This is a genomic window from Streptomyces ziwulingensis (assembly GCF_039542605.1).
Lineage (GTDB): Bacteria > Actinomycetota > Actinomycetes > Streptomycetales > Streptomycetaceae > Streptomyces > Streptomyces ziwulingensis.
The window spans coordinates 74,766-97,560 of record NZ_BAABIG010000043.1 but is presented as its reverse complement, the minus strand read 5'-3'; the positions used below and the strand labels follow the sequence as shown (position 1 = coordinate 97,560).

Sequence of the window (22,795 nt, the reverse complement as noted above, 5' to 3'; positions counted from 1 at the left end):
TATGCGGGCAGGGGCCGTATGTCAGTCGTATAACCCTGCCATGCGACTGTCACGGGCGGGGTAGGCGGCTGTCAAAGGACGACCGGTGCGCGGACCGCCCTCCCGTGCCGGGTAGCGTCCGCAGCGGCGGAGTTCCACCCGCCCGCGCCGCGTACTTCCCGGAGGTCCCGTGAGACGACTCCTCGCCCGGCTGTGGCGCGCCCTGCGCCCGGTGCAGAACCGCCTGATGTGGTTCGTGAACGCCAAGGTCGTGGTCGGTGTGACCGGGGTGGTCCGCGACGACGAGGGGCGGGTACTGCTGCTGCGGCACCGGATGTGGCCGCCCGGCCGCCAGTGGGGCCTGCCGAGCGGCTACGCGCACAAGGGCGAGGACTTCCGGCAGACCGTGGTGCGCGAGGTCAAGGAGGAGACCGACCTCGACGTGGTGGCGGGCCGCCTGGTCATGCTCAACAGCGGCCTGCGCAACCGCCGCCTGGAGGTGGCGTACGAGGCCCGGCTGCTCGGCGGTGAGCTGCGCATCGACCCGATGGAGATCCTGGAGGCCCGCTGGTGCCGCCCGGACGAGCTGCCCGAGGACATCCAGCCGGTGTGCCACCCGCTGATACAGGGCGAGACCACGCCCTGAGTGCGCACGCCCTGAGTGCGCACGCTCTGAGTGCGCACGCTCTGAGGACGACGCCGGGCATCCGTCAGCCGTCCCCCTCCCGGGGGCGGCTCTCCAGCGCCTGCGCCAGCACCTCGGCGAGGTGCCGCCCCCGCACCCCGGCCAACTGCTCCAGTTGGGTCCGACAGGAGAACCCGTCCGCCAGGACCACCGCCCCCTCCGGGGCCTCGCGCACCCCGGGCAGCAGCCGGTCCTCCGCGCATGCGGCCGAGATCTCGTAGTGGCCGTCCTCGAAACCGAAGTTGCCGGCCAGTCCGCAGCAGCCGCCGCTCAGTTCGCCGGTGAGGCCGGCCGCCGTACGCAGCCTGCGGTCGGCCGCGTCGCCGAGTACCGCGTGCTGGTGGCAGTGGGTCTGGCCGGCGACCGGGCGGTCCAGGACGGGCGGGCGCCAGCCGGGGGCGTGCCGTTCCAGGGCCTCGGCGAAGGTGACGACCCGGGCGGCGAGGCCGGCCGCGCGCGGGTCGTCGTGGAGCAGCTCGGGCAGGTCGGTGCGGAGTGCGGCGGCGCAGCTCGGTTCCAGGACGACGACCGGGGCGGTGCCCGCGAGCACCGGCGCCATCAGGTCGAGGGTGCGGCGCATGACCCGGCGGGCCCGGTCGAGCTGGCCGGTGGAGACGTACGTCAGTCCGCAGCACACCCGGCCGCGCCGGGCCGCGAGCAGGGCGGCCGGGGTCCGGGTACGGCCGTCGGCGAGCGCGCCGCGCGGCAGCCGCAGCGTGGGCGGCAGCGTCACCCGCAGCCCCGCCGCCTCCAGCACCCGCACCGCCGCCCGGCCGACCTCCGGCGAGAGGTACTCGGTGAAGGTGTCGGGCCACAGGACGACCAGGGGGGCGGGGATGGGGGCGGGGGCGAGGCCGAGGTCGGGGATGGGGCCGGAGCCGGAGCCCGAACCGGCGGGTGGGCGGCGCGTACGCCACCAGCGGCTGAACGTGCGGCGGGCGAGGCGCGGGATGTCCCGCTCGGCCGCGAGTCCGCCCGCCCGCTTGGCCAGGGCGGCGAGCGGCCGCACGGAGGCCAGCGCGTTCAGGACCGGGACCGCTCCGGTGCGCGCGGCCCAGCGCAGCCACACCGGCAGCCACCCCATGGCGTAGTGGGCGGCCGGGCGGCGCCGCCCGGCCCAGTGGTGGTGGAGGAACTCCGCCTTGTACGTCGCCATGTCCACCCCGACCGGGCAGTCCGACCGGCAGCCCTTGCAGGACAGGCAGAGGTCGAGGGCGTCACGCACCTCCGTGGACCGCCAGCCGTCGGTCACGAGTTCCCCCGCGAGCATCTCGTGCAGCAGCCGGGCCCGGCCGCGCGTGGAGTGCTCCTCCTCGCCGGTCGCCCGGAACGACGGGCACATGACGGCCGCGTCCGCCGCCGACGCCGTACGGCACTTGGCGACCCCGACGCAGCGCCGGACCGCCGCCGCGAAGTCGCCGCCGTCGGCCGGGTAGCCGAAGGCGACGTCGACCGGGCGGCGGGGCAGGACGGCGAAGCGGAGGTTCGCGTCGAGCGGGGCCGGGCGGACCAGCATGCCGGGGTTGAGCAGGTCGTCCGGGTCCCAGACGGCCTTGACGCGCTCGAACAGGGCGACGGTCCCGGCGCCGTACATCCTCGGCAGCAGCTCGGCGCGGGCCTGTCCGTCGCCGTGCTCGCCCGACAGCGACCCGCCGTGCGCGACCACCAGGTCCGCCAGCTCCTCCGAGAACCGCCGGAACCGGCCGACCCCCGCCGCCGTCAGCAGATCGAAGTCGATCCGGACATGGACGCAGCCCTCCCCGAAGTGCCCGTACGGCGTGCCGCGCAGCCCGTGCGCGGTGAGCAGCCCCCGGAACTCCCGCAGATAGGCCCCGAGCCGGGCGGGCGGCACCGCGCAGTCCTCCCAGCCCGGCCACGCCTCCGACCCGTCCGGCATCCGCGTGGCCGTCCCCGCCGCGTCCTCCCGCATCCGCCACAGCGCCCGCCGCGCGGCCGGATCGGTGACGACGAGGGAGCCGGCCGTTTCGGCGCCGGCCGCGCGCACCACCGCCTCGGCCCGCGCCCGCGCCTCGCCGTGCGACTCCCCGCCGGTCTCCACGAACAGCCAGGCCCCGCCCCTCGGCAGCCCGGACGGGTCCGGCACCAGGTCCGCCGCCATGCCCTCGACGGTCAGCGGCCCGAGCGGCAGCAGACCGGCCGCCGCCTCGGCCGCCGCGCTCTCGTCGGCGTGACCGAGCACGGCCAGCGCCCGCGCGCGCGGCGCCTCGACCAGCCGTACGACCGCTTCCGTGAGGATGCCCAGCGTGCCCTCGGAACCGCAGAAGGACCGGGCCACGTCGGCACCGTGCTCCGGGAGCAGGGCGTCCAGCGCGTACCCGGAGATCCGGCGCGGCAGCTCGGGGAACGTGGTGCGCAGCCGTGCCGTCTCCCCCTCGACGAGCGCCCGGAGCCCGTCCGGGGCCCCCGCCCACTCCCGCCCGAGCCGCAGCCGCTCACCGCGCGCGGTGCGGACCGACAGCCCGGCCACGCTGTCGGCGGTCGTCCCCCACGCCACGGAGTGCGGGCCGCAGGAGTTGTTGCCGATCATGCCGCCGAGCGTGCAGCGGCTGTGGGTGGAGGGGTCGGGCCCGAAGCGCAGACCGTACGGGGCGGCTGCCTCCTGGAGCCGGTCGAGCACGAGCCCCGGCTGCACGACGGCGGTCCGCGCCCCCGGGTCCAGGGACACCAGCCGGTTCATGTGCCGGGTGAAGTCCAGGACCACACCCGTACCGGTCGCCTGCCCGGCGATGGAGGTGCCCCCGCCGCGCGCCACCACCGGCACGCCGTGCGTCCGGCACACCTCCAGTACGGCCGCCACGTCGTCCGCGTCCCGCGGGGCGACCACCCCGAGCGGAACCCTCCGGTAGTTGGAGGCGTCCATCGTCGTCAGCGCCCGGGATGCCGGGTCGAACCCGACCTCACCCCGGACGACCCGGCGCAGCGCCACGTCCAGCTCCGCGCCCGCACCCGATCCCCCACCCGCCCCCGGACTCGCACCCGCACCCGCACCCGTAGCCGCCATGCGTCCAGCAAACCAGCAGCGGCGGCTCGGTGGCCCGGAGGCGGTGGCGGAGTGCGGCGCGGTGGACCTCCGTCTCACCCGACGGACGATGTTTCGCCCGGGTTTCCCCCAGCGGCTAGGCTCCGTGCGTGGCTGAGATCCGGATTCCCCTTGACATCAAGCCCGCCGACGGACGTTTCGGCGCGGGTCCCTCCAAGGTGCGGACGGCGGCGCTGGACGCCCTGGCCGCCACCGGTACGTCCCTCATGGGCACCTCCCACCGCCAGGCCCCGGTGAAAAACCTGGTCGGCAAGGTGCGTGAGGGCATCGGCGAGCTGTTCCAGCTCCCCGACGGCTACGAGGTGGTCCTCGGCAACGGCGGTTCCACCGCGTTCTGGGACATCGCGACGCACGGTCTCATCGAGAACAAGTCGCAGCACCTGACCTTCGGCGAGTTCAGCTCCAAGTTCGCGAAGGCGGCGAAGCTCGCCCCGTGGCTGGCCGAGCCCACCGTCATCTCCTCCGACCCGGGCACGCACCCCGAGGCGCGGGCCGAGGCGGGCGTCGACGTCTACGCCTTCACGCACAACGAGACCTCCACCGGTGTCGCCATGCCGGTCAAGCGCGTGGCCGGCGCCGACGAGGGCGCGCTCGTACTGGTCGACGCCACGTCCGGCGCGGGCGGCCTGCCGGTCGACGTCGCCGAGACCGACGTGTACTACTTCGCCCCGCAGAAGTCCTTCGCCTCCGACGGCGGCCTGTGGATCGGCGTCTTCTCCCCCGCCGCCATCGAGCGCGCCGAGCGGCTGCACGCCTCCGGCCGCCACGTCCCGGAGTTCTTCTCGCTGCCGACGGCGATCGACAACTCCCGCAAGAACCAGACCTACAACACCCCGGCCCTCGCCACGCTCTTCCTCCTCAACGAGCAGGTGGAGTGGATGAACGGCCAGGGCGGCCTGGAGTTCACCACCGGCCGCACGGCCGCCTCCGCGCGGGCGCTCTACGGCTGGGCCGAGGACGTGAAGTTCGCGACCCCGTTCGTCACGGACCCCGCCAAGCGGTCCCAGGTCATCGGCACGATCGACTTCTCCGACGAGGTCGACGCCGCCGCCGTCGCGAAGGTACTGCGCGCCAACGGCATCGTCGACACGGAGCCGTACCGCAAGCTGGGCCGCAACCAGTTGCGCGTCGCGATGTTCCCGGCGATCGACCCGGCGGACGTCGAGGCCCTGACGAAGTGCGTCGACTATGTGATCGAGAAGCTCTGACTTCTCCGACGTCGCTGGCTTCTCGCGTACGGCGGTGACTCGCGTACGACGGTGACTCGCGTACGACGGTGAAGGGCGCCCGGTTCTCCGCCGGGCGCCCTTTCGCTCGTCCGGAGGGCGTTCAGCCCTGACCGAGACAGGCGTGAGTAAGCAAGTGGCGGGTGGTGGGTGGCCGCCGCGGGGCGCTGCCGCCCGTCCTCATCCTCGCCCTCTCCCGGACCGGCTGGAGTGCTGCCGGCCGCCGCTGGAGGGACCGGCGGAAGGCCCCGGCGAAGGGCTCCTGTCCCTCGCGGCGGGCTGCACGCCGGACCGCTGGAACTGGAACGCGGAGGTGTCCCACCGCGAGTACGCCACATTCGAGTCCTGCCCCGCCGGAGCATAGGAACCAGGGGCCGGGAGAGCCGGACCGGTGACCGAGGGCGCCCCCATCGCCGTCGACCACGGATCAGCCCCCTGCACGGGAACACCCCCATAAGACCTGGCCGGCGGCAGGTAACTCGCCGCATACGACCCGACAGGATTGGCCACACCGCCGTAGCCCTCGGCCATCGCACCCCCGACACCGAGGTGAGACCCGGAACGCGTCAGATCGTTCACATCCACCCCGCCGAACGACTCCGCAGACCCGTGACCGTACTCGTAGTCATTGCCGTAGTCGTAGTCGTGGCCGTACTGTTCCTCGTTCTGGCCCTGCCCGGGAGGGAACGCGGCGTCCGCCCCGAACTCCTCCACCCGCAGCACATCCAGCAGAACACCCTGCGCACTCTCCGCCGCCCGATAGATCCCCGCGTCGGCCCCCGCGGCGAATATCCGGGACCGCACCCCGACATTCGCCAGATCAAGCGAAGGATCAGCCACCAACGTGGGCACCGGGGTCCCCGACAGGCCCTGCGACCCCGGCACGTCCAGCCGCACCACGACCGCCTCCCGGCCCACCACACCGGCCGACCGCCCGTCCACCGCCACACGCAACCCCGCCGGAGGCACCTCCGGCCAACCAGGCGACCGCTCCTGATAACTCCGGTACACCTCCAACGCCACAATCTCCGGCACCAACGAATCCGACACAGCCACCGCCACCGCGGCCGCCCGCCGCTCCCGGTCCCGCCGCTCCTGCCGCTTCCTCTCCTCCACCCGCCGGTACGCCGGATCGCTCCGCCGCAACCGATCCCGTGCCCGCTCCCGCTCCCGCTCCCGCTTCCGCCGTTCTGCGTCGTCCAACGGCATAACGCTCCACATCCCTTGTCGTCTTCAGATCCATCCGTCGTACCACCACTACTCACCCACCCGCCCTTCGGTTCACCGGCTCGCCCACCTTTTGCCGACCCGCCCCCCGCGATCCGAACAAACGGCACCGCTCACCATGACCGTCGCACCAGAACCACCAACCCCCCACAACAGACGGCCGTTCGCACCTCCACGGCCTGCTGGACCGCACCGGCCCGGCCGGAGAGGTCCCCTCACGGCAGACATTCGTCTCCGACCAGGCCCAGGCGCCGCACGGCACTCAGCCGAACTGACGTCAGCGACCCAAGCCGCCACCCGCTCCGGAGCCGCCGCCCGTCCTCAGCGCCCCCTCTTGGAATGGCCGGTCCGGCTGGACTGGCTGGAGTACTGCCGGCCGCCGCTGGAGGGACCGGCGGAAGGCCCCGGCGAAGGGCTCCTGTCCCTCGCGGCGGGCTGCACGCCGGACCGCAGGAACGCGGAGGTGTCCCACTGCGAGTACGCCACATTCGAGTCCTGCCCCGCCGGAGCATAGGAACCGGCGGCCGGAAACGCGCGAGCGGAGACCGCGAGCGCCTCCATCACCGTCGACAGTGAATCGGCCCCCTGCGCGGGAACACCACCGTAGGTCCCGGTCGGCAGGTAACTCGCCGCATACGACCCGACAGGATTGGTCGCACCGGCCCAGCCCTCGGCCATGCCCTCCCCGGCACCGAGGTGAGGCCCGGAACTCATCAGCTCGTTCACATCCACACCGCCGAACGACTCCGCGGGCCCGTACCCGTAATCGTCGGCGTACCCGTACCCGTACCCGTACTGTTCCTCGTTCTGGCCCTGCCCGAGAGGGAACGCGGCGTCCGCCCCGAACTCCTCCACCCGCAGCACATCCAGCAGAACACCCTGCGCACTCTCCGCCGCCCGATAGCCGCCCTCGTCGACCCCCGCGGCGAATATCCGGGACCGCACCCCGACATCCGCCAGATCAAGCGAAGGATCAGCCAGCAACGTGGGCACCGGGGTCCCCGACAGGCCCTGCGACCCCGGCACGTCCAGCCGCACCACGACCGCCTCCCGCCCCTCCACACCGGCCGACCGCCCGTCCAACGCCACACACAACCCCGCCGGCGGCAGCACCGGCCACGTCCCCGCCGACCGCTCCTGATAACTGCCATACACCTCCAACGCCACTATCTTCGGAAATAACGGCCCCCGCTCAGCCTCCGCGGCCCTCCGCTGTTGCCGTCGCTGCTCCCTCCGCTGCTCCCTCTGCTCCTCCCTCCGCTCCCGCTGACGTTCCCGCTCATGCTTCTTAAAGGTCGGATTCGCCCGCCGCCTCCGCTGTCCGTCCATTTTCTCCTTCTTGTACTCCGCAGTATCCCGCTTGTACTGCGGAGTATCCCGGCGCACCTTGTCCCGCTCCCACTTCCACCGGTCTGCTTCGTCGCCGTTCGGCATAACGCTCCACATCCCTTGTCGTCTTGGGGTGCATCCGTCGTACGACCACTACTCGCCGACCCACCCTCCGGTTCACCGGCTCGCCCGCCTTTTCCCGCCCCGCCCCCGCGATCCGGACAAGCGGCACCGCCGGCCCTCTCGGGGAACGGCGGGCGTAGCCGAGTTGGATGTCCGCGCTCGCGTGGACCGAGCCACTACGCTGAGCGCCTTCGCGCCTCGGGGGGTTGTGTTGGTACGGCGGAGCACGCTCGGGCGGGACTTCCGGCGGTTGTGGGGCGCCTCCGCGGTCAGTGCGGCGGGCAGTGCCGTCGGTATGGGGGCGTTACCGCTGATCGCCCTTCTGGTGCTGCGTTCCTCGGCGTTCCAGGTCTCCCTGCTCGCCGCGTTGTCCGCCGTGGCCAGCGCGGTGATCGCCCTGCCGCTCGGGGTGCGTATCGAGCACCAGCACAAGCGGCCGGTCATGATCGCCGCCGATCTGGCCCGCTGCGCGGTGCTGGCGAGCATCCCGGCCGCGATGGCCTTCGACAGGCTCACCTTCATCCATCTGTGTGTCGTCGGCATTCTCCAGACCGCCGCGTCCGTCGCGTTCGACGCGTCGAGCGGAGCCCACCTCAAGGCACTCGTCCTGCCCGAGCACCGCCTCCGTGCCAACAGCATGTTCGAGACCACCAACTGGATCTGCGTCAGCGCCGGTCCGCCTGTCGGCGGGCTGCTGGTCGGAGTGCTGGGCGCTGCCGCCACGGTGCTGGTCGACGCCGTGTCCTTCCTCGGATCGGCCTTCGGCATCCGTCGCATCCGGCGGCCCGAACCCCCGCCACCCGGCCGCGCCGCCGGCTCTCACCTGGGCCGCGACATCGCCGCCGGGTGGCAGTACCTCCTGCGGCATGCGGGACTGCGCCCGCTGTTCTTCAACGCCCTGCTCTTCGGCGGCTCCCTCATGATGGCGTCCCCGCTGATGGCCGTCCTCATGCTGCGGGACCTCGGTCTGGCGCCGTGGCAGTACGGGCTCGCTCTGGGGCTGCCCTGCCTGGGCGGGGTGCTGGGCTCCCGGCTGGCCCCGCGGCTCACCCGGCGATTCGGCCCGCGCCACGTCCTGTTGCTGTCCGGTGTCGCGCGCACGCTCTGGTTGATCCCGCTGCCGCTCACGCCTTCCGGCGCCCTCGGCGTGTTCGTCATCGTGGCCGCCGACTTCGGCCTGCTCTTCTCCGCCGGCGTCTTCAATCCCTCGTTCACCACCTACCGCATGGCGGCCACACCGGACGCGTTCATGTCCCGCGTCGGCACCTCCTGGTCGGTCGGTTCGAAGACCTGCCAGGCCGCCTTCATGATCGCCGGTGGCCTCATCGCCGCTACGGCGGGCGTACGCGGCGCACTCCTCATCGCCGGTCTGCTGTGCCTGGCCAGTGCGCTGCTCCTGCCCTGGAGGAAGGCGCACACCTCCGCCGGGCGCCCTTCGCTTTCGCCTGCCGCCCATGTGCTTGACTCCGCCTCACGATCCAGGACTTACGAGGTGGACGAGTGATACGTGGGGCGGGGGCGGCCATGGCCGCGTGCGTGACGGCGACAGTGACAGTGGCAGTGACGCTGTTGGCGGGATGTGGGAGTGGCGGCGGCAGCGAGGGCGCCGACCCGCAGCCGGGCGGTGAGGCGTCGGGGAGCGTGGCCGCCCGGGTGGCGGTGACGCAGGCCGCGGCGAAGGGAGACCTGCGTGCGGCGGCTGCCGCCGGGCATCTCGGACGGTTCACGTTCACGGATGCCGAACTCACCGCGCACGCGGGGCCGTGCATGGTGAACGGTTGGTCGCGGACGCCGAAGCAGCCGGACCTCGACGCGGTTCGCGTCTTCATCGGCGTGCTGGAGAAGCGCGGTTGGCGGCAGGACGCGGAGCCGTTGCCTGACGGCGGCGGCGGCGAGGGCTACGTGCTGGAGAAGGACGAATGGACTCTCGCCGTGGCGGCGGGCGCAGAGTCGATAGGCATGCTCGCAGCCGGTGAGCCGGCGCCCACGGGGGCGCCGGGGGACGGTGAGTTCCAGGGCCTGTTCGTGTCGGGGATGAAGAACGGCTGCGGCGCCGGGAGCGCCACTCCTTCGGGCTGACGCGGCAGTCCCCGAGTGCCTGCGGCCACGCGAGCCGCAGGCGTGCAGCCGCCCGGTTCCCTCAGAACTGCCGCAGGAACGCGGTCCAGCTCTCGCGGGAGACGGTGAGGAGGGGGCCGGCCGCGGTCTGCTGCTTGCTGTCGCGGACGGCTCGGCCGTTGGAGGCGGTGCGGGCGACCTCTACGCAGTTGCTCTCGGCCTGCGAGTAGGACGACTTGCGAAAGGTGCCTACAGCCTCGGTCACGATCAGTCTTCCTTGATGCTCCGCAGTATGTTCCGGATGAGCTTCGCGCTCGCTTCCGGCGCCGACGCTGCTGATCGTAGTTGGTCGTACATATTGGCGTAAGCGGCAAGGTCCTCAGAAGCTTCGAGGACCGAAGTCCCTCTCAGGTTTTCAAGGGTCACCGCTTCGACCGCCGGCTCGGAGTCGAAGCTGAAGGTGGAGAAGGCGGAGGTCACCGCGCCGAGTACACCCGCACTGAACGGCAGCACCTGCACCGTGACGTTCTTGCGCTGCCCGATGTCCAGGATCGCGGCGAGTTGCTCGCGATGGATGTGCGGACCCACCAAGGGCTGTGTGATTACGGATTCCCAGACGATGGCGGTATAGGAGGCCCCACCGTCAGCGATCTTCGACTGCCGCCCCTCCCGCACCTTGAGTAACTGGGCAACCCGCTCCGAAGCGATGCGGTTGGGACTGCCCGTGGTGATCGCCTCCGCGTAGGCCGGAGTCTGAAGGAGTCCGGGAACGAGCACTGGCTGCCACTCCCGGATGTACGTCGCGTCGTCTTCCAGAGCGATGTGGTCGAGATAGTCCGGACGCAGGTGCGCCGCATGCTCCAGCCACCAGCCTCGGTTCTTGGAATGCCTGGCCAATTCCTCCAATTTGGCGCGCACATCCGTATCGGTGACGCCATACGCGTCCAACAGCAACCGAACCTCGATGACTCGTGGGGTGGCGTGTCCGCTTTCCACGCGGCTGATCCTGGCCTGGCTCGAAGCGATGACCTCCGCAGCCTGCGGCTGATCGAGCTTCGCCGCCTGCCGGTACTGCCTCAACGCCGTACCCAGGCGCCTACTGCGCACCGTCGGCCGTCCACCTGCGGGCATGGTGCCTCCCCTCTCCGCAAGCCACCTTGTCACGCACACCGTCTCGCCCGGCTTCGGATAACACGATCGAGTGATACCTCTGCATACATTTCGCAGTCTCGATTTTGTCGGTGTCGAATAACTCCCATGCCCTCGACGGAAACCTTCCGCATCCCCAAGCACAAACGGCACGTGCACGCCGCCCGGCAGCACGTACGCAAAGCCCTCGCCGACTGGGGGATCACCGACGATCACGCCGACCTCGTCACCCTGCTCGCCAACGAACTCGTCACCAACGCCGTGACCCACTGCCGGGTCTCCTACGCCGAGGTCAGAGTCACCCTGACCCTGGACGGGACCGCGCTGCTCCTGGAGGTCTCCGACCCCGACCGGGACAGGCTCCCCCGCGTCCACCACTCCGGCCCCGACGAAGAACACGGACGCGGCCTCGCCCTCGTGGAGGCGCTCGCGGACTCCTGGGGATGCCGGCAGGAGCCGTACGCGAAGTGTGTGTGGGCGAGGTGGGAGACCCGTGTTCCGGCGCATTCGTGACGGGCTCGTCCGCCGACGCCCGCGCGACTCAGCGGACCTCGGTGAGGAGGTCCGCACCCCGGACCCGTACGTCTGGCGACTGCCCGACCTTCGCGAAGCGCGCTGGCGGCGCTGGCACAGGCGGTGCCGGGCGGCGGGCCGCTATCTCCCATTCCCGCTGGAGGAGACCCAGCCTCAAGCACCCATGCGCCCCCTGTGGCGGAGCGAGGGTGACGACGTGGTGCGGCCGTACGTCCTCAGACCTTGATACTCCGGCGGACCCGGGCGATCACCTGCTGGGCGTCGGCGCCGAAGACGGCCGACTCGGCGAAGGTGTCCCAGACGCGGCGGTAGAGGTCGATCGACTCCGGGTCGTCCAACCAGAGTTCGGCGTGCCAGTCCTCGGCGACGACCAACCGGTCGTCCAGTATGCAGAACGGATTCGCCGGCGGAATCCGCAACACGGTGTCCAGGGGAACGATCCCCAGGTGGACGGTGTCCATGCCGACCACCCCGAGGAGACGGTCCAGTTGGGCCGCCAGCACATCCGCCGGACAGACCTGGGCCCGCAGAGCGCCCTCCCACATCAGCAGCTTCAACTGCCGGCCGGGACGGTAGAGCCATTCCTGCCGCTTCATACGGGCTCGCACCGCTTCCTCGGTATCGCGTGGGGAGCGTTGCAGTTCCGCGTAGCGCTCGAAGATGTTCCGGGCGTAGTCGGCGGTCTGGAGCATGCCGCTGACCGTGTTGTTCTCCCACATGTGCAGGGTTCGGGACTCCGCGACGAGGGTGTTCCAGGTCTCCTGCACAGGGCGGTGCCCGGCGGCCAGTTGCCTTCGCCAGGAGCGGATCTGGCTCTCGAAGCCCCGAAGTCGAGCCCGCAGTTCACCGAAGACGGCAGGCTGGCCGGTGGCCTCGGCCCACTCGCGCAGATCCTCGTCAGTCGGAGTCTGCCGGCCGTTCTCCAGCTTGCTGACCTTCGACTGCTGCCATCCCAGCCGCTGCGCGAGACGGACACCGGTGAGCCGGCCCTCGGGGCTTTCGATACGCAGCTCACGCAGCCTGCGACCGAGTTCCTCACGTGCCCTCTGATAGTCCGTACTCACCGGTGTCCATTCCGCCGCCTACATCTCGGCCATGAAATCCCGCCACTGTACGGCGTGATGCCAGGCAGCATCTCGAATCATCGAGCAGCGCACCACTTCGGCGGGCTCCGTGATCAGGTCGACGTGGGTGAGCTGGTCGTCGTCATCGAACTTGAGGAGCGCGATGAGGCGGCTGTCGAACAGCCAGAAGTCCTCGGCGGGGAGCCGCAGCCGGTCCGCGTCGGCGCGCCGCATCTGCCGGATGTCCTCACCCTGCGCGATGTTCCACTTGGCGCTCTCGAAGAGGTAGCGCTGACCGGTGGTGGCGGGCTCGTCCACGATGCGCACCCGCTCGAACCGCTTGCCCTGAGCCGTCTGCGAGCGGACCGTCTCGGCGAACCAGGTGACCACCGAGCCTTCCATCCAGTCCGCGTCGAGGTGCCCAGCCTCGGTGAACTGCCGCCACCGGTCGGTGCTTTCGTCACTCGCGTACCGGCGGCGGGTTTCCAGGCGCCATGCGGTGTGCTCGAACGTCTCGAAGAGGGTGTGGAACTCGTCCAGATCGATCGTGCGCACCTGGCGCGTCTGCTCCTTCGGGGCCCAGTCGACGAGCAGGCTCCGCGGGACCACGACGGCGACCTCACCCTCCGAGAGGTGCTGGAGTTGCGCGACATCCTCCGCGTCAGTGAGCGGAGGGCCGTGCACGATCACCTCTCCGCTGTCCACATCCTCGTGCACGGACGGGCACCCCGTGACACCACTGCCGGTCCCGTTGAACCGCAACCTGCGCGCCATGCGCAACCACCCCTTGAGTCTCAGACACTTCTTTGCCCGCACAGCATCTCGGCGTCGCTGAGTGAATGTCCATGCATTCAGAGTGACGGCAAGAGAATAATCGAGAATACCTGCGTTCTCGGCCCCGCCTCCGCGCCTACGGTCGTCACCCACAGCAACACGTCAGGCACATTCAGGCGCACCGGAAAGGCACCCATGCCGAACGAATCCAACCTCTACGCCCTCGACATCACCTCCGCCTACTTCGTCCAGGCCCAAGCCTGCGGAGGCCCCTGCCCGGAAGGCTGCGTCACCCTCGCCCGCATCGGTGACGGCGTCTGGGCCCTCGGTGACAGCAAGCGTCCCGACAAGGACCCGCTCCGTTTCACCACGGCCGAGCTGGACGCCGCCGGGATCGACCCCGCCCGCTTCGGACTGGCCCTCTGACCGACCCGTCCCCGGGCGGTTCCGGCGTCGGCCGGAACCGCCCGGACCACCCACCGAACAGGAACCCCCGTGCATCACCACGGCTACCTGTGGACCGGCCCGAAGTCCCGTTTCGACCAGGACGCGCTGCGGCGACCGCCGCACCCCGAGCCGCCCCCGCCCGGCAGCCGGCCCGAGCTGATCCAGCGCCACCGGGAGGTCTCCGCCGCCTTCCCCACCTCGAACCTGCCCCCGCTGGAAACGGCGTACTGGCTGATCAAACCGCGGTCGCTGATCCGGGGTACCTGGGACGAGGCGAGGGACGCGGCGGAGTGGCTCGGGGAGCGGGTGGCCGAGTACGTGCCCCGGTCCGTGCGCCGGGCCCACTGGGGCACCGGTCATATCGCCTCCGCCGTGGAGCGGCGGCTCGCGGCGGGCGGGGACGTGACCCTTGGCGTCTACCTCGAACGCCCCGGCTATCTCTCGCTGGCCCTGGTGGGCTGCTCCCCGCACCGGGGGCGGCCGGAACTTCCCTGTCCCCTGACCACATGAGGGCGCGCCGGCCCTCACCCCTTCCGGAACAGCCGCCGCAGTCCGAACAGGGCCAGCAGCGCGACCAGTACGGCCGCCCCGCCGATCTTCAGGGTGTCGCCGCCCGCGTCGTCGTCCCCGGCGGCGGACGTGCCCGAGCTGCCCGCTGCCGAAGGGGACCCGCCCCCGCCCCCGGGCGCGTCCTCCGCCTTCACGCGGCTGCCCACGCCCTCGCTGCCCAGGAGCAGCTTCTCGCCGTCGATCGTGTAGGTGGCGGACTCGCCCTGGCCGAGCGGGACGCTGATGCGGTCCCTCCGCTTGATCTTGCCGCCGTTCCAGTCGTACCAGAGGCCACCGAAGTAGCCGCGTACGGCGAGGCGTTCACCGTCCGGGGAGAATGCCGCGTCGGTGGCCCACAGGTCGACGGCGGCGGTGGGGCGGAAGACGTTCGGGCCCGAGGCGGACAGCTCGGCCGGGCCCTCGTAGAGATGGCCGCCGTCCTCCTGCTTGTCGATGAGGTAGACCTGCCCGGTCTTCGGGTGCACGACCATCGACTCGGCGTCGCGCGGCCCGTCCTCGTACTTCACGACGTACTGCGTGGCCTCGACCGTCTGGTCCTTCAGCTCGGTCGGCTCGGGCAGCTCGTAGATCCACACGTAGGGCCAGGTCACGCCGTCGTTGTCGCCGATGTCACCGACGAAGAGGCGGTTGTCCGGGCCGATGGAGATCGCCTCGACGTCGCGCGGCGTGCCGATGCCGGAGAGGGCGACCCGGGCGACCGTCTTCCCGGTCGCGCCGTCGACGGCGTAGAGGTACGGGCCGGTGTCCTGGTCGTTGTGGGTCCAGTAGATGCCGGGGTGGAGCCTGGAGGCGGCCAGTCCGCTGGACTCGGTGATCCGGGGGTCCGCGATCGTGAATCCCTGGTCGCCGTCGACGGCGTGGGCGGGGACGGCGAAGGCACCCACGAACAGGGCCGCGGCGAGAAGGGAAAGAGATCGGCGCATGGGCCAAGACTGCCATCACGCACGGCCGTTCACGGCGGTGGCCGGGCTCACACCGCACGGCGGCGCACGCGTCCACCCCGATCGTCCATGATGAGCGGATGCTCAGGTTGATGCCCGTAGGTGACTCCATGACGATCGGGAGCGCCGGCGACCACACCTGGCGCTACCGGCTGTGGCGGCACCTGTGCGCGGCGTACGACGGCCCGTTCACCTTCGTCGGCCCGCGCGAGGCGCTGTACGAGCAGTCCACGGACTCCGCCACCTCCTACGGCTACGCCGAACCCGGCTTCCCGCGCGGCCACCTCGCGGGGTGGGGCGAGGGCTGGCACCACCTGGCTCCGCTGATCGGCGAGGCGGTACGCGCCCACCGCCCGGACGTCCTGCTGGTCTCCCTCGGCCTGATAGACCTCGGCTTCTACACCAACGCCGAGCAGACGGCGGAGAACGTCCGCGCCTTCGTCGCCGCGGCGCGCGCGGCCCGCCCCCGCGTCCGGGCGGTCGTACTGCCGGTGCTGCCGAACATCCGCGTCGAGGCGGACGCGTCCTTCGCCGAGCAGGTCACCCGCTTCAACGACCTCCTGGCGAAGACGGTCGTCGACCTCACCACCCCCCACTCCCCGCTGCTCCTGGCCCCGCCCCCGGCCTCGTACGACTTCCGCACCGACACCTACGACGGCACCCACCCGAACGCCACCGGCGAGCACCGGATGGCCGAGGCGTTCGCGGCGGCGCTGTACGGGGAGTGGGGAGTGGGCGGGCCGTACGCGGAGTAGCTCCGCATGCCGTCTGTGACCCGCACGCCGTGCGTATCGTTGTACCGCGCGGCTGCCCCGCATCGGAGAGGCGGCCGGGGAGGAGCGCCACGATGACCGTCGTAGACGACAGGATCGCCATGGCCGACGTCAGCACCGAGAGCCTCGACGAGTGGTTCGAGCGGCTTGAGAAGATGCCCGTCCCCGAAGGATTCAGGGTCGAGATCGTCGGGGGCAGCGTCCACATGACGCCACAGCGGGACACGCACTGGCACATCATCCGCCGGATCGTCCGGGCCATGGAAGACAGGTTCGGGATGGACGTCGAGGTCTTCTCCGACGTCCGCATCGACTTCCCCGGCCACAAGAACGGTTTCTGCCCCGACGTCGCCAAGCTCCGCGACGGCGCCGAGAAGGACGAGACCGGTCACTGGCGTCACGAGGACGTCGAGTTCGTCGCCGAGGTCATCTCCCAGGGCACCGCCGCCAACGACTACGGTCCGAAGAAGACCGCGTACGCCGTCGCCGAGGTCCCCGTCTACCTCGTCGCCGACCCGTACCAGGGCAAATGCCACGTCTACACCCAGCCGAAGGACGGCGACTACGTCACCGAGACCACGGTCGGCTTCGGCCACGACCTGGACCTCACCGGCACCCTCCTCGGCCTCACCCTCAAGACGGCCGGCTTCCCCCGCGACTGAAGCGCGGCTCCCCGCTTGCCTGGAGCGCACTCCACGTCGTTGGCTTGGGGACCATGAAGTACACGCAGCTCGGACGCACAGGACTCAAGGTCGGCCGGCTCGTCCTCGGCACCATGAACTTCGGTCCGCAGACCGACGAGGCCGACAGCCACGCCATCATGGACGCGGCGCTGGACGCCGGCATCAACCTCTTCGACACCGCCAATGTCTACGGCTGGGGCGAGAACAAGGGCCGCACCGAGGAGATCATCGGCAACTGGTTCGCCAAGGGCGGCGGGCGCCGCGAGAAGGTCGTCCTCGGCACGAAGGTGTACGCCGACATGGGCGCCGGGGGCGAGCCGTGGCCCAACACGGACCGGCTCTCCGCGGTGAACATCCGGCGGGCCGTCGACGCCAGCCTCAAGCGGCTGCGCACCGACCACATCGACCTCTACCAGTTCCACCACATCGACCGGGCCACCTCCTTCGACGAGATCTGGCAGGCGATCGACGTCCTGGTCCAGCAGGGCAAGGTCGTCTACGCGGGCTCGTCCAACTTCCCCGGCTACAAGATCGCGCAGGCCAACGAGACGGCCGCCCGCCGCGGCGGCACCATCGGCCTGGTCAGCGAGCAGTGCCTGTACAACCTGGTCGAGCGCCGCGCCGAGATGGAGGTGATCCCGGCCGCCCGAGAGTACGGCCTCGGCGTCATCCCCTGGTCGCCGCTCCAGGGCGGACTGCTCGGCGGCGTGCTCCGCAAGCAGGTCGAGGGCGGGCGCCGGGCGAGCGGCCGGGCCGCCGACGCGCTCGCCGACCCCGTGCTCAAGGGGAAGGTGCAGGCGTACGAGGACCTGCTCGACACGCACGGCATCGAGCCGGGCGAGGCCGCGCTGGCGTGGCTGCTCACCCGGCCGGGCGTGACCGGCCCCATCGTCGGTCCGCGCACCGCCGACCAGCTCGCCTCCGCGCTGCGCGCCGTGGAGCTGGAGCTGTCGCCCGAACTGCTGACGGGGCTGGACGAGATCTTCCCCGGCCCCGGCCCGTCGCCGGAGGCGTTCGCCTGGTGAGGCGGGTGGTGCGGCAGGTGGTGCGGCGGGCGCGCGGGTAGCGCGCGGCGGGGCAGGTGGCGGGGCGGCCGGCTATCCCAGCGCGGCCGCCATCGCCACCACCACGAGCATCAGTACGAGCACACCGGCCATGATCCGGTTACGGGTCTTCGGGTCCACGCCACCGAGCCTAACCGGCCCCGCCGACCGGCAGCCGAGCGACCACCTCGTAGCGGGGCCGCGCCCCCCGGAGCCCCCGACACCGGCGGTTCGGTCTCAGGCCGGCCCCTTCTGCCCGGCGTGTCCCAGTCACCGTGCGTATCGTTGTACTGCGCGGCTGCCCGTATCGATCGGCGGCCGGGGAGGAGTGCCACGATGACCGTCCTTGCAGACAGGATCGAGATGGCCGAGGAGAGCGACGAGCTGACGCTGGACGTCCTGTTCGAGTGGCTTGAGAAGCTGCCCGTCCCCGAGGGATACAGGACCGAGATCGTCGGGGGTCACATCTTCATGACGCCACAGCGGGACACCCACTGGGACATCATCGCGGACATCTACGACCAACTGCGCGGCAGATATGCGCGTAAGCGCGTCAAGTCCGACGTCCGCATGGACTACCCGGGCCGCCTCAACGGATTCGCCTCGGATGTGGTGGCCCTCGCGGAGGGCGCCGAGAAGGACGGAAGGGGCCAGTGGCGTCACCAGGACGTCGAGTTCGTCGCCGAGGTCATCTCCAGGGACACCGCCCGCAACGACTACGGTCCGAAGAAGGACACCTACGCCGCCGCCGAGGTGCCGGTGTACCTGATCGTCGATCCGTACACCGGCGAATGGCACCTGCACACGCTGCCGAAGGACGGCAGCTACCACAGCAGCGTCAGCTTCGGGTTCGGCGAGGACATCGATCTGACGGGGACCGCCGTCGGACTCGTGCTCAAGAGCGACGGCTTCCCCCGCGACTGACGCCCCCGGCGCTCACGCCGCCGGCGCCAGTTCCTCCCGGTGGTTTCTGGGGACGAAGCGGACCTGGGGGTGGCCGTGGTGCCAGGCGAGGGTCAGGCGGAGATTGCCGAGGCGGCCCAGGACCACGCCTATGACGGCGGCGGCGACGAAGGCGATCGCGCCGCCGGTGGCGAAGCCGACCCGGGCGCCGTAGGTGTCCGTGACCCAGCCGACGATCGGCGCGCCGACCGGTGAGCCGCCCAGGAACACCATCATGTACAGGGACATCACGCGGCCCCGCATGGCCGGGTCGGTGGACATCTGGATGCTGGTGTTGGCGGTGACGTTCACCGTCATGCTGAAGAGTCCGATCGGGACCATGAGCAGCGCGAACATCCACAGCTCGGGCGCGGCAGCGGCCGCGATCTCCAGGGCGCCGAAACCGAGGGCCGCCGCGATCAGGACCCGCAGCCGGGACGTGCCGCGCCGGGCGGCGAGCAGCGCGCCGGCCACCGAACCGACCGCCATCAGCGTGTTGAAGAGGCTGTAGGAGCCCGCCCCGGCGTCAAAGATGTCGTCGGCGAAGGCGGAGAGGAAGACCGGGAAGTTGAAGCCGAAGGTGCCGATGAAGCCGATCAGGACGATGGTCCAGATCAGCTCGGGGCGCCCGGCGACATAGTGCAGCCCCTCCCGCAACTGGCCCTTGCCGCGCGGTGCGCGCTGGACGGCGTGCAGTTCGCGGGCGCGCATCAGCACCAGGCAGGTGAGCGGCGCGACGAAGGAGAGGCCGTTGGCGAGGAACGCCCAGCCGGTGCCCACGCCGGTGATCATCAGACCGGCGACGGCCGGGCCGACCAGCCGGGCGGACTGGAAGTTGGCGGAGTTGAGACTGACCGCGTTCTGGAGCTGGTCACGGCCGACCAGCTCGGAGACGAAGGACTGGCGGGCCGGGTTGTCCAGCACGGTCGCCAGGCCCATCGCGAAGGCGGCGACGTAGACGTGCCAGACCTGGACGTGGCCGGTCAGGGTGAGGACGGCGAGGGCGAGCGCGGTCAGGGCCATCGCCGACTGGGTGGCCAGCAGCGTGGGCCGCTTGCGCAGCCGGTCGACCAGGACGCCGCCGTACAGGCCGAACAGCAGCATCGGCAGGAACTGCAGGGCGGTGGTGATACCGACCGCGGCCGAGGAACCGGTGAGGCTGAGGACCAGCCAGTCCTGGGCGATGCGCTGCATCCAGGTGCCGATGTTGGAGACGACCTGACCCATGAAGAACAGGCGGTAGTTCCTGACCCTCAGGGAGGCGAACATCGAGGTCTTGCGGGCGGAGTCCGGGGCGGGCCCGGACGGGTCGTCGTAGCGGTCAGGTGCGGGGGCGGAGTCTGCTCCGGATCCCGTACTCAAGAAATTCGCCTCCTCGGGACGTACTGCTCACAGGTGGGCGAGCTTCTCCAGCACGGGGGCCGCCGCGCGCAGCTTCGCCCATTCGTCCTCGTCGAGCCCGTCGACCAGCGTGGCCAGGAACGCGTTGCGTTTGCGGCGGCTCTCGTCGAGCATCACCACGGCCCTCTCGGTCTGGGTCACGACCTTCTGGCGCCGGTCCTCGGGGTGCGGTTCCAGGCGGACCAGCTCCTTGGCCTCCAGCAGCGCCACGATGCGGGTCATCGAGGGCGGCTGGACGTGTTCCTTGCGGGCGAGTTCGCCCGGGGTGGCCTGACCGCAGTTGGACAGGGTGCCCAGCACCGACATCTCGGTGGGGCTGAGCGACTCGTCGACTCGTTGGTGCTTGAGCCGACGCGAGAGCCGCATCAGAGCGGATCGCAGGGAGTTCACGGCGGCCGCGTCGTCGCCATGGGTGAGGTCCGGCATGTCCTTAGCTTAGGTCATTAGTCTGGCGAAGTACCACCACATGCGGGCGCCTGGGCCCGTGACGCGCGCCACTGGGGCGATTCCTTCACCCTTACGAGTGAGCCGGACGCGGAAACGGGCACGTCACCCCGGGCCCTGCGGTGACCCTCGTCCCCATGGGGACCAGCGTGCTCAGCCTGCGGATGGACGGGGAGCTGCTCGAACGGCTCCGGGACCATGCGGCCAAAAGGGGAATGAGCGTCCAGGACTATGTCGTCCGGACGCTCATTCGCGATGACTTCGACGAGCGGTTCCAGTCCGCCGTGGAGGAGACGGAACGCTTCTACGGGGTCCCTTGAGGCGGCGGCCCGCGTGGTGCGGGCGGGGTCAGGTCAGGTCAGGCCGAGGGCCGGCATCAGGTAGTAGAAGGCGAAGACCGCCGAGACGACGTACATCGCCACCGGGACCTCACGGCCGCGGCCGGCGGCCAGGCGCAGCACCGAGAAGGTGAGGAAGCCCATGCCGATGCCGTTGGTGATCGAGTACGTGAACGGCATCATCAGCATGGTCACGAAGGCCGGGACGGCGATGGTGAAGTCCGACCAGTCGATCTCCTTGACGGAGCCGGACAGGATCAGGAAGCCGACCGCGACCAGCGCCGGGGTGGCCGCCTGCGAGGGGACCATCGTGGCGACCGGGGTGAGGAAGAGCGCCACGGCGAAGAGCAGACCGGTGACGATGTTGGCGAAACCGGTGCGCGCGCCCTCGCCGACCCCGGCCGTGGACTCCACGAAGCAGGTGGTCGCCGAGGAGGAGCTGGCACCGCCCGCCGCGACCGCGACACCGTCGACCAGCAGGACCTTGTTGATGCCCGGCAGCTGCCCCCGGGCGTCGGTCAGCTTGGCCTCGTCGCCGACGCCCATGATCGTGCCCATGGCGTCGAAGAAGCAGGACAGCAGCACGGTGAAGACGAACAGGACGCCGGTCAGCACGCCGACCTTGCCGAACCCGCCGAACAGGCTGACCTGCCCGACCAGACCGAAGTCCGGGGTGGAGACCGGGTTGCCCGGCCAGGTCGGGGTGGTCAGGCCCCAGGAGGGGACCTCCGCGACGGCGTTGATGATCACCGCGAGGACGGTGGTCACGACGATCGAGATCAGGATCGCGCCGGAGACCTTGCGCACGATCAGCGCGAAGGTCAGCAGCACCCCGAGGACGAAGATCAGGACCGGCCAGCCGAGCAGGTGACCGCCGGTGCCGAGCTGGAGCGGGACGGTGGTCTGGGCGGCGTCCGGCATCCGGGTGACGAAGCCGGAGTCGACCAGGCCGACGATGAGCACGAACAGGCCGATGCCGATCGAGATCGCCTTGCGCAGACCGTGCGGCACGGCGTTCATCACGCGCTCCCGCAGCCCCGTGGCGACCAGCAGCATCACGACGAAACCGGCCAGCACGACCATGCCCATGGCGTCCGGCCAGGACATCCGCGGGGCGAGCTGGAGGGCGACGACGGAGTTGACGCCGAGCCCCGCGGCGAGCGCGATCGGGACGTTGCCGATCACCCCCATCAGCAGGGTGGTGAAAGCCGCCGTGAGGGCGGTCGCGGTGACCAGTTGACCGTTGTCGAGCTGGTGGCCGTACATGTCCTTCGCGCTGCCCAGGATGATCGGGTTCAGCACGATGATGTAGGCCATCGCGAAGAAGGTGGCGAGACCGCCGCGGACCTCGCGGGCGAGCGTGGAACCGCGCTCGGAGATCTTGAAGTAGCGGTCGAGGGCGCCGCCCGGGGGGCGCGCCTGCGGCTGCTCGGGCAGGGGGACCTTGGCGGAGGCCGAGGTGGACATTGCGGACCTCATCACCAAAGGACTCCCCCACGGCCCATTTGGTGTTTTCTACGAATGAAAGTGGTCAAGGACAAACGACTTCAGTATGAACATATGAGGGAGATAAAGCTATCTCCGCGCGTAGACCCGCGCGGCGCCCGCACCGCGGGACCCGCCGGGCGCGCCTCGTAAGCTGTGCGCATGGCGAAGTGGACACCGAAGCACGAGGCGCCGGAGCCCCTTGAGGGCCCCGTGGTCGCCACCATCACCGGCCTTACCGTCCTGTGGTTCGTCCTCTTCCTGGCCCAGCTCCCCTTCTACGGCTGGTTCGACGACCGCGACCGCACCTGGTGGGTGTGGACCTGCCTGGCCGGAGCCGGGCTCGGCCTGATCGGCATCTGGTACGTGCGCAAGCGGGACGCGGCCATCACGCGGGCCCGCGCCGCCGCGCCCGCCGCCCCGGACACCGCCGGCGGCTCCGGCGGTCCCGGCGCCCCGGAGGGGACCACGTCCGCGTAAAGCCGCGGTTTCACCGTGTGAAGCCCCCGTTCCGCACGT

The 22,795-nt window shown here is 70.8% G+C and carries 24 protein-coding genes; 13 read left to right on the top strand and 11 right to left on the bottom strand.

Features of this window, described 5'->3' with window-relative positions:
* Positions 1–169 precede the first annotated feature (169 nt).
* Positions 170–625: an NUDIX hydrolase gene (locus ABEB00_RS21675; protein ID WP_345621636.1), complete on the top strand. Its 456-nt coding sequence runs from the start codon at positions 170–172 to the stop codon at positions 623–625.
* A gap of 64 nt (positions 626–689) precedes the next feature.
* Here the strand turns inward: ABEB00_RS21675 and ABEB00_RS21670 are convergent, their stop codons facing one another.
* On the bottom strand, positions 690–3,686 hold the full coding sequence (locus ABEB00_RS21670; RefSeq protein ID WP_345621635.1) for an FAD-binding and (Fe-S)-binding domain-containing protein: 2,997 nt from the start codon (positions 3,684–3,686) through the stop codon (positions 690–692).
* Positions 3,687–3,814: 128 nt separating this feature from the next.
* Here ABEB00_RS21670 and serC point away from each other — a divergent pair, with 128 nt between their 5' ends.
* Positions 3,815–4,933, top strand: coding sequence for a phosphoserine transaminase (gene serC, locus ABEB00_RS21665; RefSeq protein WP_345621634.1), 1,119 nt, complete (start codon positions 3,815–3,817; stop codon positions 4,931–4,933).
* 198 nt (positions 4,934–5,131) lie between these two features.
* On the opposite strand, the gene ABEB00_RS21660 is transcribed toward serC, so the two are convergent.
* Both ABEB00_RS21660 and ABEB00_RS21655 read right to left on the bottom strand, forming a co-directional pair.
* Entirely contained in the window at positions 5,132–6,154 is a 1,023-nt protein-coding gene (locus ABEB00_RS21660) for a hypothetical protein (RefSeq protein WP_345621633.1), read from the bottom strand.
* Between the two features lie 345 nt (positions 6,155–6,499).
* Positions 6,500–7,612, bottom strand: coding sequence for a hypothetical protein (locus ABEB00_RS21655; RefSeq protein ID WP_345621632.1), 1,113 nt, complete (start codon positions 7,610–7,612; stop codon positions 6,500–6,502).
* A 229-nt stretch (positions 7,613–7,841) separates the two neighbouring features.
* Between ABEB00_RS21655 and ABEB00_RS21650 the strand changes: the two genes are divergently transcribed.
* Together ABEB00_RS21650 and ABEB00_RS21645 are read left to right on the top strand one after the other, a co-directional pair.
* Positions 7,842–9,134: an MFS transporter gene (locus ABEB00_RS21650; RefSeq protein ID WP_345621630.1), complete on the top strand. Its 1,293-nt coding sequence runs from the start codon at positions 7,842–7,844 to the stop codon at positions 9,132–9,134.
* Between the two features lie 50 nt (positions 9,135–9,184).
* Entirely contained in the window at positions 9,185–9,709 is a 525-nt protein-coding gene (locus tag ABEB00_RS21645) for a hypothetical protein (protein WP_345621629.1), read from the top strand.
* A gap of 61 nt (positions 9,710–9,770) precedes the next feature.
* Here ABEB00_RS21645 and ABEB00_RS21640 read toward each other — a convergent pair whose 3' ends face one another.
* Together ABEB00_RS21640 and ABEB00_RS21635 are read right to left on the bottom strand one after the other, a co-directional pair.
* On the bottom strand, positions 9,771–9,953 hold the full coding sequence (locus ABEB00_RS21640; protein ID WP_345621628.1) for a DUF397 domain-containing protein: 183 nt from the start codon (positions 9,951–9,953) through the stop codon (positions 9,771–9,773).
* 2 nt (positions 9,954–9,955) lie between these two features.
* Positions 9,956–10,819, bottom strand: a complete 864-nt coding sequence (locus ABEB00_RS21635) for a helix-turn-helix domain-containing protein (RefSeq protein ID WP_345621627.1) — start codon at positions 10,817–10,819, stop codon at positions 9,956–9,958.
* A 126-nt stretch (positions 10,820–10,945) separates the two neighbouring features.
* Here ABEB00_RS21635 and ABEB00_RS21630 point away from each other — a divergent pair, with 126 nt between their 5' ends.
* Positions 10,946–11,350: an ATP-binding protein gene (locus ABEB00_RS21630; RefSeq protein WP_345621626.1), complete on the top strand. Its 405-nt coding sequence runs from the start codon at positions 10,946–10,948 to the stop codon at positions 11,348–11,350.
* Positions 11,351–11,586: 236 nt separating this feature from the next.
* Here the strand turns inward: ABEB00_RS21630 and ABEB00_RS21625 are convergent, their stop codons facing one another.
* Both ABEB00_RS21625 and ABEB00_RS21620 read right to left on the bottom strand, forming a co-directional pair.
* The gene (locus ABEB00_RS21625; protein ID WP_345621624.1) at positions 11,587–12,435 is read right to left on the bottom strand and encodes a helix-turn-helix domain-containing protein; all 849 of its coding nucleotides are present in this window, start codon (positions 12,433–12,435) and stop codon (positions 11,587–11,589) included.
* A gap of 18 nt (positions 12,436–12,453) precedes the next feature.
* Positions 12,454–13,209: a DUF6879 family protein gene (locus tag ABEB00_RS21620; RefSeq protein WP_345621623.1), complete on the bottom strand. Its 756-nt coding sequence runs from the start codon at positions 13,207–13,209 to the stop codon at positions 12,454–12,456.
* Positions 13,210–13,404: 195 nt separating this feature from the next.
* Between ABEB00_RS21620 and ABEB00_RS21615 the strand changes: the two genes are divergently transcribed.
* Positions 13,405–13,635, top strand: coding sequence for a DUF397 domain-containing protein (locus ABEB00_RS21615; protein WP_345621620.1), 231 nt, complete (start codon positions 13,405–13,407; stop codon positions 13,633–13,635).
* A 69-nt stretch (positions 13,636–13,704) separates the two neighbouring features.
* On the top strand, positions 13,705–14,166 hold the full coding sequence (locus ABEB00_RS21610) for a hypothetical protein (protein WP_345621619.1): 462 nt from the start codon (positions 13,705–13,707) through the stop codon (positions 14,164–14,166).
* A gap of 14 nt (positions 14,167–14,180) precedes the next feature.
* Here ABEB00_RS21610 and ABEB00_RS21605 read toward each other — a convergent pair whose 3' ends face one another.
* A complete protein-coding gene (locus ABEB00_RS21605; RefSeq protein WP_345621618.1) occupies positions 14,181–15,149 on the bottom strand; it encodes a WD40 repeat domain-containing protein in 969 nt (322 codons plus the stop codon).
* A gap of 98 nt (positions 15,150–15,247) precedes the next feature.
* Here ABEB00_RS21605 and ABEB00_RS21600 point away from each other — a divergent pair, with 98 nt between their 5' ends.
* The 4 genes from ABEB00_RS21600 to ABEB00_RS21585 all read left to right on the top strand — a co-directional run bounded on the left by ABEB00_RS21600 (position 15,248) and on the right by ABEB00_RS21585 (position 18,590).
* Positions 15,248–15,922, top strand: coding sequence for a GDSL-type esterase/lipase family protein (locus ABEB00_RS21600; RefSeq protein ID WP_345621616.1), 675 nt, complete (start codon positions 15,248–15,250; stop codon positions 15,920–15,922).
* 92 nt (positions 15,923–16,014) lie between these two features.
* A complete protein-coding gene (locus tag ABEB00_RS21595; RefSeq protein ID WP_345621615.1) occupies positions 16,015–16,602 on the top strand; it encodes a Uma2 family endonuclease in 588 nt (195 codons plus the stop codon).
* Positions 16,603–16,655: 53 nt separating this feature from the next.
* Positions 16,656–17,648, top strand: coding sequence for an aldo/keto reductase (locus tag ABEB00_RS21590; protein ID WP_345621614.1), 993 nt, complete (start codon positions 16,656–16,658; stop codon positions 17,646–17,648).
* Between the two features lie 354 nt (positions 17,649–18,002).
* Entirely contained in the window at positions 18,003–18,590 is a 588-nt protein-coding gene (locus ABEB00_RS21585; RefSeq protein ID WP_345621613.1) for a Uma2 family endonuclease, read from the top strand.
* A gap of 12 nt (positions 18,591–18,602) precedes the next feature.
* On the opposite strand, the gene ABEB00_RS21580 is transcribed toward ABEB00_RS21585, so the two are convergent.
* Both ABEB00_RS21580 and ABEB00_RS21575 read right to left on the bottom strand, forming a co-directional pair.
* Positions 18,603–19,970, bottom strand: coding sequence for an MFS transporter (locus tag ABEB00_RS21580; protein WP_345621612.1), 1,368 nt, complete (start codon positions 19,968–19,970; stop codon positions 18,603–18,605).
* 27 nt (positions 19,971–19,997) lie between these two features.
* On the bottom strand, positions 19,998–20,435 hold the full coding sequence (locus ABEB00_RS21575) for a MarR family winged helix-turn-helix transcriptional regulator (protein WP_345621611.1): 438 nt from the start codon (positions 20,433–20,435) through the stop codon (positions 19,998–20,000).
* A gap of 155 nt (positions 20,436–20,590) precedes the next feature.
* Here ABEB00_RS21575 and ABEB00_RS21570 point away from each other — a divergent pair, with 155 nt between their 5' ends.
* Positions 20,591–20,773, top strand: a complete 183-nt coding sequence (locus ABEB00_RS21570; protein ID WP_345621610.1) for a ribbon-helix-helix protein, CopG family — start codon at positions 20,591–20,593, stop codon at positions 20,771–20,773.
* Between the two features lie 33 nt (positions 20,774–20,806).
* Here ABEB00_RS21570 and ABEB00_RS21565 read toward each other — a convergent pair whose 3' ends face one another.
* Complete coding sequence (locus ABEB00_RS21565; protein ID WP_345621609.1) at positions 20,807–22,258, bottom strand: NCS2 family permease; 1,452 nt, start codon at positions 22,256–22,258, stop codon at positions 20,807–20,809.
* Between the two features lie 180 nt (positions 22,259–22,438).
* Between ABEB00_RS21565 and ABEB00_RS21560 the strand changes: the two genes are divergently transcribed.
* Positions 22,439–22,756 carry a DUF2530 domain-containing protein gene (locus ABEB00_RS21560; RefSeq protein ID WP_345621608.1) on the top strand — a complete coding sequence of 106 codons (318 nt, stop codon included), beginning with the start codon at positions 22,439–22,441 and terminating at the stop codon, positions 22,754–22,756.
* Positions 22,757–22,795 lie beyond the last annotated feature (39 nt).

Coding starts and splice junctions, on each gene's coding strand:
- ABEB00_RS21590 (WP_345621614.1), top strand. CDS start 16,656: ATGAAGTACACGCAGCTCGGACGCACAGGACTCAAGGTCGGCCGGCTC.
- ABEB00_RS21620 (WP_345621623.1), bottom strand. CDS start 13,209: ATGGCGCGCAGGTTGCGGTTCAACGGGACCGGCAGTGGTGTCACGGGG.
- ABEB00_RS21560 (WP_345621608.1), top strand. CDS start 22,439: ATGGCGAAGTGGACACCGAAGCACGAGGCGCCGGAGCCCCTTGAGGGC.
- ABEB00_RS21670 (WP_345621635.1), bottom strand. CDS start 3,686: ATGGCGGCTACGGGTGCGGGTGCGGGTGCGAGTCCGGGGGCGGGTGGG.
- ABEB00_RS21575 (WP_345621611.1), bottom strand. CDS start 20,435: ATGCCGGACCTCACCCATGGCGACGACGCGGCCGCCGTGAACTCCCTG.
- ABEB00_RS21570 (WP_345621610.1), top strand. CDS start 20,591: ATGGGGACCAGCGTGCTCAGCCTGCGGATGGACGGGGAGCTGCTCGAA.
- ABEB00_RS21630 (WP_345621626.1), top strand. CDS start 10,946: ATGCCCTCGACGGAAACCTTCCGCATCCCCAAGCACAAACGGCACGTG.
- ABEB00_RS21655 (WP_345621632.1), bottom strand. CDS start 7,612: ATGCCGAACGGCGACGAAGCAGACCGGTGGAAGTGGGAGCGGGACAAG.
- ABEB00_RS21615 (WP_345621620.1), top strand. CDS start 13,405: ATGCCGAACGAATCCAACCTCTACGCCCTCGACATCACCTCCGCCTAC.
- ABEB00_RS21605 (WP_345621618.1), bottom strand. CDS start 15,149: ATGCGCCGATCTCTTTCCCTTCTCGCCGCGGCCCTGTTCGTGGGTGCC.
- ABEB00_RS21565 (WP_345621609.1), bottom strand. CDS start 22,258: ATGTCCACCTCGGCCTCCGCCAAGGTCCCCCTGCCCGAGCAGCCGCAG.
- ABEB00_RS21600 (WP_345621616.1), top strand. CDS start 15,248: ATGCTCAGGTTGATGCCCGTAGGTGACTCCATGACGATCGGGAGCGCC.
- ABEB00_RS21595 (WP_345621615.1), top strand. CDS start 16,015: ATGACCGTCGTAGACGACAGGATCGCCATGGCCGACGTCAGCACCGAG.
- ABEB00_RS21585 (WP_345621613.1), top strand. CDS start 18,003: ATGACCGTCCTTGCAGACAGGATCGAGATGGCCGAGGAGAGCGACGAG.
- ABEB00_RS21635 (WP_345621627.1), bottom strand. CDS start 10,819: ATGCCCGCAGGTGGACGGCCGACGGTGCGCAGTAGGCGCCTGGGTACG.